Source organism: Epilithonimonas sp. 33E (genome assembly GCF_059372615.1).
Map to the genome: position 1 here is coordinate 2,277,633 of NZ_CM182009.1, position 12,301 is coordinate 2,289,933.

14 protein-coding genes are annotated in these 12,301 nt (G+C 40.4%); all 14 read left to right on the forward strand.

The genetic code is table 11. The annotated features are described in order from the left end of the window. Window positions 1-53 precede the first annotated feature (53 nt). The 14 genes from AC5P2S_RS10460 to traN all read left to right on the forward strand — a co-directional run bounded on the left by AC5P2S_RS10460 (window position 54) and on the right by traN (window position 12,294). Entirely contained in the window at window positions 54-704 is a 651-nt protein-coding gene (locus AC5P2S_RS10460) for a ParA family protein (RefSeq protein WP_185286789.1), read from the forward strand. Window positions 705-736: 32 nt separating this feature from the next. Then, window positions 737-1,309, forward strand: a complete 573-nt coding sequence (locus AC5P2S_RS10465; protein WP_047096287.1) for a hypothetical protein — start codon at window positions 737-739, stop codon at window positions 1,307-1,309. 110 nt (window positions 1,310-1,419) lie between these two features. Then, window positions 1,420-1,743, forward strand: a complete 324-nt coding sequence (locus tag AC5P2S_RS10470) for a DUF4134 domain-containing protein (protein WP_002978105.1) — start codon at window positions 1,420-1,422, stop codon at window positions 1,741-1,743. Window position 1,744: 1 nt separating this feature from the next. Next, entirely contained in the window at window positions 1,745-2,059 is a 315-nt protein-coding gene (locus tag AC5P2S_RS10475) for a DUF4133 domain-containing protein (protein WP_002978103.1), read from the forward strand. Next, window positions 2,031-5,105: a TraG family conjugative transposon ATPase gene (locus AC5P2S_RS10480; RefSeq protein WP_047098668.1), complete on the forward strand. Its 3,075-nt coding sequence runs from the start codon at window positions 2,031-2,033 to the stop codon at window positions 5,103-5,105. Before AC5P2S_RS10475 ends, AC5P2S_RS10480 begins: the two co-directional genes overlap by 29 nt. After that, window positions 5,092-5,745: a hypothetical protein gene (locus AC5P2S_RS10485; RefSeq protein WP_047098667.1), complete on the forward strand. Its 654-nt coding sequence runs from the start codon at window positions 5,092-5,094 to the stop codon at window positions 5,743-5,745. The genes AC5P2S_RS10480 and AC5P2S_RS10485 overlap by 14 nt, the downstream gene beginning before the upstream one ends. A gap of 7 nt (window positions 5,746-5,752) precedes the next feature. Then, the gene (locus AC5P2S_RS10490) at window positions 5,753-6,442 is read left to right on the forward strand and encodes a hypothetical protein (protein WP_278354003.1); all 690 of its coding nucleotides are present in this window, start codon (window positions 5,753-5,755) and stop codon (window positions 6,440-6,442) included. Between the two features lie 2 nt (window positions 6,443-6,444). Next, entirely contained in the window at window positions 6,445-7,110 is a 666-nt protein-coding gene (locus tag AC5P2S_RS10495; protein ID WP_278354004.1) for a hypothetical protein, read from the forward strand. Between the two features lie 4 nt (window positions 7,111-7,114). After that, window positions 7,115-7,945, forward strand: a complete 831-nt coding sequence (locus AC5P2S_RS10500; protein WP_278354005.1) for a hypothetical protein — start codon at window positions 7,115-7,117, stop codon at window positions 7,943-7,945. Between the two features lie 2 nt (window positions 7,946-7,947). After that, window positions 7,948-9,183: a TraJ family protein gene (locus tag AC5P2S_RS10505; RefSeq protein WP_278354006.1), complete on the forward strand. Its 1,236-nt coding sequence runs from the start codon at window positions 7,948-7,950 to the stop codon at window positions 9,181-9,183. Between the two features lie 33 nt (window positions 9,184-9,216). Beyond that, window positions 9,217-9,831, forward strand: a complete 615-nt coding sequence (gene traK, locus AC5P2S_RS10510; protein ID WP_278354007.1) for a conjugative transposon protein TraK — start codon at window positions 9,217-9,219, stop codon at window positions 9,829-9,831. A gap of 1 nt (window position 9,832) precedes the next feature. Then, entirely contained in the window at window positions 9,833-10,186 is a 354-nt protein-coding gene (locus tag AC5P2S_RS10515) for a hypothetical protein (protein ID WP_278354008.1), read from the forward strand. A gap of 34 nt (window positions 10,187-10,220) precedes the next feature. After that, window positions 10,221-11,423, forward strand: a complete 1,203-nt coding sequence (traM, locus tag AC5P2S_RS10520; RefSeq protein ID WP_278354009.1) for a conjugative transposon protein TraM — start codon at window positions 10,221-10,223, stop codon at window positions 11,421-11,423. 4 nt (window positions 11,424-11,427) lie between these two features. Continuing rightward, window positions 11,428-12,294 carry a conjugative transposon protein TraN gene (gene traN, locus AC5P2S_RS10525; protein WP_278354010.1) on the forward strand — a complete coding sequence of 289 codons (867 nt, stop codon included), beginning with the start codon at window positions 11,428-11,430 and terminating at the stop codon, window positions 12,292-12,294. Window positions 12,295-12,301: the final 7 nt, after the last annotated feature.

Sequence of the window (12,301 nt, forward strand, 5' to 3'; positions counted from 1 at the left end):
GATCGATTGAAAAATACCTATGAACATTAACCGGCAACAAAAAAGCAAAACCTATGATTATAACATTTGGCACACAAAAAGGAGGAACAGGCAAAACAACACTTGCGATTGCTTTTGCCAATTATATTTCGGGAATGTCTGAAAGAAAGGTTAAAGTGTTCGATTTTGATTTTCAGAAATCTTTTTACCACAAATGGCAAGAAGATGAAGAGTCAGAACTGCCAAAGCTTTATGATGTGGCCATTATCGATGAGGATAACGAACAGCCTTTTTCCGACTTTGAACATCTGATCGAAATGAAGGAAAGCGAAGACATCTACCTTTTTGACCTTGCTGGAACCTTAGATGCCCGTTATAGTGATCTATTGATCTACAGTGATTTTATTGTGATACCCTTTGAATATTCAAATGTCTCTGCAAAATCTACGCTGGTCTTTATCAACTTTCTGGGATTGCTGGAAAGCCAGGCAGAGCGAATATTCATCCGGTCCAAATACGATAAAGGTTATAAATACCAGAACCAGGAAGGTATGGACGCTGAGATCAGCAAATACGGAATACTGCTGAAAAATCCGGTATTCAAAAGAAACTGTCTTCAGACCATCGATACAAGAAGACTGACTTATGAACAGAAATATGCGGTTAAACATCCTTTCAATGAAATGATCGATTACATCAGCCAAACGCTTGAAATTAGCCTATAACAAATTACCAAACTAAAAACACTTTACCGACGATGATCAAAATATTTATTACCATTCTGGCAGTTTATCTGCTCTATTATGCAGGAAATATCCTTTATGACCTTTTCCTTAAAAAGGACACTGTCTTAAAAGACGAAGAAGGTGAAGAATTCGCCCTCGCAGCCTTTGCTGAGGTAAATACGAATGAAATAATAGAGGTCAACATTGATGATGTGGAACAGCTCAGCACCCCAACTTCGTTCCACAAAAAAGAGCCTTTCCCTTCTACTGAAGAAGACACTGATGAAAACCGGCACCTTGATTACTACCGACAGAAATTTGAATCTGAGCAAGCTATCAATATGCTAGAAGATACGTATAACATCGATGAACATCCGACGACACAACACGATTCAACAGATCAAGAAGATAGTCAATACATTGAAAGCAGAGAGTTCTCAGAACTGCCTTCTCAAAATGATGAGATTCTCCAAGCTGAACAAAATAAAGAAGATGCTTCTCAAAGGCTGAAACAGCAATTTAACCAATTCCTCAATCTGGCTGAAACCCACGTCCAGGTACTTGCAGACCGTGACGGATTCAAGGTCTACCATTCAATGATCTAGAAAGGAAAACGACAATTTTCAATACACCAATGATCCGCTCTATTGAGTCGGATAGCACATTTCCTATGCCTTTTTCTAAGCAAAAACACAATTCAATATAAAATTTCAATATGATGAAAAACACGCACAAACGTTACCTGACAACAAAAAAATTATTCACCGCAGCATTGCTACTGCTAGCCGTTACACCAATGCTGGCGCAAGGCGGTGCAACAGCCATTTCAAACGCAGCCAATGATATTAAAGACTATTGGGACCCGATAAAGCTGATCTTAAAAGCCGTCGGCGGATTGGTTGGTTTTATTGGCGGTCTGAGAGTGTATAATAAATGGACCAACGGCGACCAGGACGTCAACAAAGAAATCCTGGGTTATGGCGGTGCCATGATCTTCCTGATCGTTGTTCCGGAATTCGTAACCTCCTTTTTTGCCTAAAATGGGATTCTACCTTTACAAGGGGCTGAAAAAGCCTCTTGTATTCTTCGGGCTTAAAGGCAAGTACATCATTTACGCCGTGGCAGTTATCGGCGCTGGCGTTGTTGCCGCCCTGGTACTATCCAAATTCGGATTGCTCGGCTCACTCCTGGGGCTTGCAACAACAGCCGGAGGTGTTTACCTGATCTTCAAAAGACAGGACAAATACGGTCTGTATAACAAGACCAAACACTTCGATCACATCTTCATTTTCCCAAAAAGACTAAACAATAATAAAATTTTAAAGAATGGCAACAGCAAAAAAACAAGTATTTGACATTCCGTTCATCGGCTACGATTACGGAAAGGATTTCAATTGGGATTTTGACGTGCTGTTTGGACAATACGGCAATCCCATCATCGGGATCAGAATCAAAAACATCGTTCAGCAGTATTCTGCTGATCCGGACAATTACCTGGAATTTCACACCGTATTAAATCAGGTGGTCTCCATTATAGGCGAAGGACGGATTGTTCAAAAACTGGATATATTCACTAAAAAGAAATATACTGCTGAGCCATCCACCCAATTCCTCCAGCAGAAATATTCAGATCATTTTGAAGGCAGACTCTTCAAAACTATTGAGACCATTTTGCTCTTTACTGATATAGTCGACGACAAACTGAAAAAGAAAAACAAACATTACAATTTTTCCGAAAAGAGTTATAAGGAGCTTCGTGATAAATCTCAGAAGGTATTTATGCTGTTAAAGCAGAATGACTGCGAGCCTGAATTTCTGTTTGAGAAAGATTTTGAATATTACATTTCCGGAGTTTTGTCTATGCAGTTTTCTGAGATTCCCACTTTTGACAATATCAAAAGTACCAACGCGTACTTGCAGATCGGAAACCGCTGTGTCAAAAACATTTCCTATGTCGATGTGGAAAATATTGACCTTCCTTCTGAAATAGAGTCCTACTCTATTCTAGGAGGCAATGGAGCTGCCGCGGAAACGGCCGTTGATAATTTTACCTTTATCAATGAGCTTGAAAACTATGAAACCATAGTTTACAATCAAGTCATAACGATTCCAATCCAGGCCCAGCAGCAAAGGGAGCTCGATAAGAAAAAGAAAAAACACGAAGGTGCAGCCAACAACTCGCCGTCCAATGCCATCATCGCAGAAGAGATCCAAACCTTGCTGCATAATATTGCCATTGACGGTCAGCTAGTGGTCAATGCTCATTTTTCCCTGATATTTTCAACAAACACTATGGAAGAAATGGAAGGAATCCAGTCCATGATTGAGAATAAGCTCTTCACAAAAGGGATTATCGTTTCAAAAAATGCCTACAACCAGATGGAGCTGTTTCGGGCAGCCATTCCGGGTAACGCCACAGAACTCAGGGAGTACGATCTTTTCATGACGACAAGCGAAGCGGCCTTGTGTTTTTTTTTTAAAGAAAGTTATCCCGTGAATGAAGAATCTAACTTCTACCTGAGATTTACAGATCGGCAGGGCGTTCCGTTAAAGGTTGATCCCGCTGATCTTCCAATGAAAACCGGGAGGATCAATAACCGAAACAAATTTGTTTTAGGACCATCCGGCTCCGGGAAGTCATTCCTGATGAACAATATTGTTGAGCAATACCTGACCTATAATTATGATGTGGTGATCGTAGATACCGGAGATTCTTATTCAGGAACCTGCAAATATAAAGGCGGTAGATATATTCAATACACCGAAGAAAAACCGATCACGATGAATCCTTTTCTAATGGATAAAAAAGAGTTTAATATCGAGAAAATTGAATTTTTAACCAACCTTATCTTCCTGATATGGCAAGGTCCGGATGCGACAGTATCGTCTGCACAGAAATCCATCCTGGATAATGTGCTGATGTCCTATTATCATCAATATTTCAATTCAGGAACCGAATGGTATAACCATAAAACTTCAGAAGAGCTCATTCTTTATCTCAACAAGTACAATATTCACGAAGAAGATGTTTTTGCCGAATATGAGAGCGAGGTCCAGGAGCAACGAACGTATTATGATATTTTAGGAATTGCTTTCGATGCCAGCCCGGATGAAGTGAAAGAAGCAGGAAGAAAATTATTGAAATTCTATCATCCGGATAAGAATGCCAATAATCCTGACTATGACAGTGAACAATTCTACAAAGTTTACGAGGCTTACGAAACGTTGAATGATATGGAGCGAAGAAAGATCTACGATGAAACACAACTCATCTTGATCAGATCTGCAGAAATTATTAAACATCCGGAGACGGCAGAAGATTGGAATGAATCGTTGAGAAAGGCAATTATCAAAAAGATCAAAGAACTTGAAGAAAAGTTGCCTGCCAAAGAGCTTTCCTTCAACGGATTCTATGATTACTGCGATAAATTCCTGCCGCTTTATCTTAATAATAAAAAGCACAACATTACGGAAAGAGAGTTCAATCTCAGGACGTTTTTGTTTGTATTGAGGGATTTTTATAAAGGCGGAAGATATGCGACCACATTGAATGAATCTGCCGATAATAAGCTGTTCGATGAAGCATTTATTGTCTTCGAAATCGACAACGTGAAGGACAATCCGAAATTGTTTCCGATCGTAACACTCATCATTATGGACACGTTTATTCAAAAGATGAGGCTACGTAAAGACCGAAGAAAAGCCCTCATCATTGAAGAGGCCTGGAAAGCGATTGCCAGTAAGCTGATGGGCGGATATATTCTGTATCTCTACAAAACTGTAAGGAAATTTTGGGGTGAAGCCGTAGTTGTAACGCAGGAATTGGATGACATCATTGGAAATGCCGTAGTCAAAGATTCCATTATCAACAATTCTGACACCTTTATCCTGTTAGACCAAACCAAGTTCAAGGACAATTTTGATCGCATAGCGTCTTTGTTATCGCTGAATAAAGTGGAGCAAAACAAGATCTTCACGATCAACAATCTCAACAATAAATTCGGCCGGAGCCGCTTCAAGGAATTTTACCTGAAGAGAGGTTCCAAGGGTGAGGTCTATGGCAATGAGGTGTCGCTTGAGCAGTATCTGACTTATACGACCGAGAAGCCTGAGAAATCAGCAGTTGAATATTATGTGCAACAGTATGGCAATTATGACGAGGCTTTGGTAAAGATTGTCTCGGACTTAAAAGCCTTTGGCGACAGTCTTGAAAACCTGGTGTCTTTAGTGAATTTGTACCAGAATCCTTTGGATCATAAAGTTGTCTCTTACTACCAAAGGATGAAGAAAAACCACCCAGGGAAAAATATTTTCAAGATCATCTCACAGGAGTTGGACGACCCTGATATCAGCTTTTCAGAATTCATCCATAAAAAAGATTATCAATATGAAGAAGCTTAGCCTAATATTTTTGGGATTCTCCGGACTACTAAGTGCTCAGAATACCTACATCGACCCTACGGTAACCGCTGCAATGATTCTCTATTCGGAAAATCTGAAAGCTAAGCAGAATGAGGTTATCGATGAAACATCCAAATTAAAGGACGCGCAAACTTGGGTGGGAACCCAAATGGTGGCTGCCAATGACATTCAGAATAAAATACTGAAGGGATTGAAAGAAGTATCAGGAACCTTACAGAATGGAATCCAGGTCAAAGAGATTTATTCTGAATTGAATAAATGCTATACATATTCCTCGCAAGTGGTACAGTTAGCGTCGCAACATCCGCAGTATGCCATTTTCGGGGTAAAAGCTTCACAGAAAACCTATGAGCAAAGCCTGAAAATCGTAACGGATGTATCGGATATTTTGGCTTCTGGTGAGTTGAACCTTGCAACCGCCGGAGACCGTTACAAGATCCTACACAACATTTCAGGGAATGTGAAAAACCTAAAGCTGTGGCTGTTGGCCATTAAGCTTCGACTGGAAAAAGCCAACAGGCTGGGATTCTGGAATTCCATTAATCCTTTTGCCGGATACATTAATACCGATAAGGCCATTGTGGATGATATTATGAACCGCTACAAACGGAATTTTTAAACTCAAAATGATGAAAAAGAACCTGATCTGTGCCCTGCTCCTTACTGCAACTTATTGCCTGTTGACATCATCAGGTGGTGGCTCTACGCCAGCGTGGCAAAAGGAAAATGTTTCTTTCCCGATGATGGATCTTGAGATTAATGCCACGATGAAGGAACATGACCGGCAGAAAGAGATGCGGCAAAAGCAAACGCTCAATGCGTCAGTAGAAACGGCTAACCAATCACAATGGAAAAACTTTAAGGAAAAAGTCACCAAAATCCAGGACAGGCTTCGTATCGTGTCATTTGCCATACAGGCGATTCCGGCAGGAATAGCAGTGAGCAGGGAAATCACCAAGATAACGAATAACCAAACTGCGATCATTAATGAGATCAATACTGCGTCTTATTCCATCATTGCAGTTTTACCTTCACAGGTGCAGTTTGTAGATGACCTTCAAATGACCTTACGGTTATTGACAGGAATCGTTTTGTCCTATGGAGCTATCAACCAGATGGAACAATCGGAACGCAAAATCTTACTGGACTACGCTTTGGGCGAGGTCAAAACGCTGAGCAGAAATTCTACGCATATGCTTTTAAAAATAAAGGATATCAAAGCTAAGGTTTTACGGAACAAAAGAGCTTTCCAATACTATGTCAACAGGGATCGCCAGGTCGTGCAGGATATCATGAACAACATCAAATCCTTTTAGCTATGAAAAAAATATTCACCTTCAGTATTGTTTTGTTTTCCGTTGCTGGAATTCAAAGCCAGCAGATTGTGATTAACGATAAGTTACTGTCACAGATCACGGTCAACCACGGGGTACGTTTAGCCAGTGAGCAGGCATTCCTGGATTCTTACAAAAAGCAAAAAGAATTATACGAGGATATTAAAAACAAAACAGCACAGGTCATTGCGATACAGGAATACATCTATCAGCAGTTGAAAAATGTCAATTCTGCATTGACCCAGAGTAAAAAACTGATGTACCTCTACCAGTACTTAGGGAAAATTGTCAGCAATTCCAATAAGATGCTGGACCTGTCCGCACAGCACCCGGATTATGCTGTACTGGTTTCAAAATACTATGTTGAAATAGGAAAACAGGTTGTAAAGCTCCAACAGGAAGTTGCACAGGATATTATGAATGAGGATAAGGATTTCCTGATGGATTCAATGGATCGCGAAATGCTTATTGAAAAAGTATTTACACGGGTAAGAAACATTCACGGTAACATTCTCTATATCATTTTAAGACTTGAAAATGCCAAGAAGATCCCATACTTGTATCAGGTTCCGGTTCTGAGGAACTACATCAATATTGACAGGGCGATCGTAGGAGGTATCATCACAAAATACAAATACATCTTCAATTAAAATTATGGAAACATTAATAAAAAAAATACAGCTATTACAACTTCTGTTAGCTACCGTTCTGATATTCGGGCAAGTCAGTGTTAAGAGGCTGAACGATCCTTCCATCGTTGCCCAGCATAAGCGAATGACTTTTGAAAGCTGGGGAGACTGGCGTCCTTACCCCAAATATTTCCTGGGCATCCAGACCAATTTTGCTTATGCGACGGTTTGGGGTATTTGGGCTCCCAAGATCAACAGGGATTATAAAGATGGCGAAGATATCCGCCCGTTGAAACCTACCGGAGAGCAAAATCTGCGATTCGCACAGCTCAAGTTCCAGGAAGAAGAAGCCAAGAAGATCAAGGCTGCATCCGACACCATCTACAAAAGGAATGTTCAGGACTTTGCTCACTGGACTTCGGCTACAGTCGATGCAGATCCGCTTTGGCTGCTCTATTACAAACGAATGCTCAAACCTGTTACAGAATTTCCGGACAACCCGCAGAATTTCATCGAATGGCGGCTGAAAGACCAACAGACCTATGAAACGCTCAATACAACCGGCACATTAAAAAGGTTACAGGAAGAACTGGACCTTATCAAGGAAAAATATTCCATGTCACGTTCGATGGATATGCCAAGGGGAAAACGCTTCATTATGTATAATGAAACGCTAATCCGTTGGCGAAAATTTATTCAGGAACTAAGGAAGTACAATAATAAAACAACGTTGCTTTTGGATTACAAAAATATACTGAACAGTCATCTATCCACGGCATTACCTCCACAATGGACGCCTTCTTCAGACAAAGGCATTGTCGAAAATGTGATGCAGCAATACAAACACAAATATTAGAAATGAATAGAAAGCCAACTTTAATTTTATGCCTCCTGGCTGTATTACTGCCCATAATGGGGTTTTCCCAGACCGATAGCGATTACAGCAACCTGCTCCAATTTCTAAAGGGTGACGGTGCTTTTGAAAAATGGTTTATGGAGGTCTTTACCAAACTGGACACGAGTGTTCAGGATAATGCACAAGGCTCAGCATTAGTAGGAAGGGCGATTGGAGGATTGGGAGCATTGATGTATCTCGGCTATATGGGATGGCAGATGGCTGCCGGAGACCGTGAGTGGGAAATCACCCCGATGCTTAAACCGATACTTATTGGGTTTACCCTGGTCTATTGGACGGGATTTGTCAATCTGCTACAGGCGCCGTTTGAAGCCATCGCCGAACCCGGAATTGCTATTTTCAGTGATATAGAATCCGAGGTCAATGACCTGCGGGTGCAGCGGTTCAAAAAACAACAACAACTATTGGATGCCGTCATTAAGCTCAATGCCGAAGAAGATGCCAAACAGGAGGTCATTAACAATACTTCAAAAGATGCGGATGATTCCTGGTTTGATATCAGTGAGGGGATTGATAAACTGTTACAGCCTATCAAGGAATGGCAAATCAGGATGCAGTTCCAGATGCAGAAACTGGTCGCCGAAGTGATCGAGTTTGTCTGCCTTTCCATCCTTAGAATTTGCGTCTATCTCATCTTTTTCATTCAGAAGATATGGGCGTATATCCTAATTATCCTGGGACCTATTGCTGTCGGAATGGCGCTGGTGCCGGGATTTGAAAACTCCCTGTACAGCTGGGTATCCAAATTCATCAATATTAACCTCTACACATTTGTGGCCTACACAATTATAAATATTGGTCAACAGCTTATTGCTTCCGGCTATACGATGGAAATCGAAAGGTATGACACCTTATTAACCAATGGAACAATAACCAACCTGGATGCATTGATGGTCTACGTCAGTAATTCCGGAATGATCTATAACCAGCTTTTTACCTGTGTCGCCTACATCGTGACAGGTATCGGAGTTTTGATGACCCCAACAATAGCAGACAGTATTGTTTCCGCAGGTGGAGCCGGTGCCATGACGAAAATGAAAAATGCTGCCGGAAAAGTGGCGAGCAGTGCCAAAACTACTGTATTGGCGGCAAAAACAGGAGGCGTAGCAGCAGCAAAATCCATTGCTGCCGGTTCTGCATCCGGAAGGGTAAAAGAGGCAATGAAAAATGGAAAATAAAATCAACTATTAATTATCAATTATAGAATACAGATGCTTATCAAAAATATAGAAAACAGAATCAAGATCAATAAGATCGTTTCGTTGTCAGCCATTGGCTTTGCTGTATTTGTAGTCATTGCAGGCTTTTTCTTTTCCTATCAAATGATTAAGGATTCCCGGAAATCCATTTATGTTCTGGATAACGGGGTTCCAGTCTTAGCCAAACAAACTGATGTCCTTCTGAACAGGCCTGTTGAATACAAAGCACAGATCGAATTGTTCCATCGCCTGTTCTTTACATTGGCTCCCGACGATGCCTACATCAAGGAAAATATTCAAAAGTCTCTTTATCTCATTGATGACAGCGGGAAGAAGGAATATACCAATCTTCGGGAAAAAGGCTTTTACAATCAAATCGTGGCTTCAAGCTCGATGGTGAGCATCCATGCTGATTCTATTCGTCTTAGTATGGAGCAGAACAAATTTCAATTCTTTGGAAAGCAGATGATCACCAGGAAATCATCGGTCATCACCAGAAAGCTAATCACCGAAGGCTTCTTTGAGGACATCATCCGAAGTCCCAATAATCCGCACGGCGTGCTGTTGAAAAACTGGCGTATCATCGACAACGAAGAAATTTCTAACCAAACTAAAAACTCGTACTAAAATGAATGCTTTTATAAGACAAACCGGACAAAGATGGCTGGGCAATGCAGCCAAAAATCCAAAAAGATTCTATATGTATTCAATGATTTTTCTTTCGGTTTCTTTCATTGGCTCGCTGATACAGGGAATTTTCTTTCCTTCTGATACCTCATTTAAGATAAAGCCTCCTATTCTCTATTCCAACAAGGTTATCAGCCAGAATACTATTGCAGGCCAAAACAAAGAAATGGAAAAGATCGTTGGCGAACTCAAATTACTAAAAACCAAGAGGGATCGGAATGCCTTACAAAATGAGGATAGCTTGAGAATAGAGTTTCTCTTTAACCGATACCAGCAATTGAAAGATGGCAGGTAGCACCGAAGGCAATTTATTTAAAAATTAAAACGCAATGAAGAAAATTAATTTCAAACAGAAAAAATATGTGCTGCCGCTTTTGGCGCTGCCTTTCCTGCTTCTTTTCGGCTATGTCGGCGTGCAGCTTACTAAAGAGAATAAACCCAAAGACAAACCCAAAGAGCTTTCCCTTTCACTGGGAGAAACCAAGGATTCCATTATGAATAAGAATGATGCCTACGATGTATTTTTCAAAAAAGATGACAACCGGACGATGTTGGGAGGACTGGATAAGGAAAAAGATAGCTTACTAAGCTATGATGATCAGTTGTCATTAGCACAAAAGAGAAAAATTGATTCCCTTAAAGCGGTGTCATCAAGGCAGAGCCGATATCAGGCCAAAGCAAACCCTTCATCATATTATGATCCAAAGCAACACAATGAGGATAAGGATTTCAAAAGGTCTTCTGAAATTATCAGGATGCTGAATGATAAATCTTATGGCAAATCAGAAAGCAGCTACTCAACTGAAAATTCTAAAGGGACAAACAATGTCCAACCTGACCCTGTTAAATACCTGAAGCAGCAAATGCTCGTGATGGATTCCCTGGAAAAAGCCAGAGATCCTGAATATCAAAGCAAGCTGGCAGCGGAACAGAGGCTCAAAGCCAATAAGGAAAAGATGGAAGAGTTTCTTAATTCCACATTTAATGTCAGCAAATTAGGAATTAACAGCGTGTTCAATGCTTTTTATAAAGAAAAGGAAAACAACTTTATAAAAGCCGTCATTGACGAGAACAACAAAGGTTTTCTCGGCAGCAGGATCAGGTTCCGCTTATTGGAAGACATTTTTGTGGGCAACCGGAAAATCAGCAAAGGCTCCATACTTTATGGACAGATCTCCGGATTTTCGATGCAAAGGGTTGATCTTAAAATTATATCGGTATTTACCAACGGTGAAATTTTTCCTGTTAATCTCTCCATCTACGATGTGGACGGGATGAAAGGCCTATATGTACCGCAAAGTGTTTTCCGGGATATGATCCGGGAAATGGGAAGCAACTCGGTTCAGGGAACGCAGATGGATATGGGCGGACAGGGATTCTTCACTAGCATCGGTTCCAAATTATTCACTTCCACCTCTAAATCAATCGCCAATCTCATCAAAACCAATAAAGCCAAACTAAAATACAACTCCTATGTATTCCTGATTGACGAAAAACAACTTAAAGATTCGCAAAACCAGCAAAATAAATAATATAATGAAAACCTTATTGTACAGCCTAGTATTATTGACAACGCAAATTGTAACAGCGCAGACTGCGACTACTGAACAAATTATTTCTGAACTGCCGGAACTGGAGATCACGGAGGGCATCAACCTTCATATTATCTCACCGGAGCCCATTCAGTATGTTGATCTATCTACCGATAAACTGACGGGCGATCTCCCGGCTAGCAATATCGCCAGAATTAAAATTACCGACAACACTATCTCCGAAAAGGATAAAAAGAAACAAAACATTTCTTTTTTCAGCGGAGATACGGTGGGAATCATCACTGTTGTCGGGCAGTCCTTCATTGCACAGTACAAAGCAGTGTATAGAAACCAGAATAATCTCAATACGATAACCAATATCCACATTCAGCCAGAAGTGATGCAGCCCATTGAGTTTGATAAAATGACTTTCTCGAACGGTGAACTGAGGAAATTTGCAATGGATATTATTCAGAAAAAGGCTGAAAAAAATCCGATCAGGGAAGAAAAAAATCTTAATCTCAGCATGCATCTGAATAACGTCTATGTTATGGGCGATTATATTTTTCTTGATATGACTTTTAAAAATAGCTCGAACCTGAGCTATGATTTGGAAGACCTTAAATTTTCCATTGAGGATAAAAAGATCCATAAAGCGACGAACAATCAAAGCATCGAGATGACACCTGTCTTCCGGCTAAATCCTCAAAAGCACTTCAGGAAAAACCTCAGAAATATATATGTATTTAAAAAGTTCACCTATCCGAACTCCAAGGTTATGATGATACGCTTAATTGAGGAACAGCTCTCCGGAAGGACGATTGAAATGAAGATCAATTATTCAGATATTCTTAAAGCTGACACTTTTTAAAACTTAA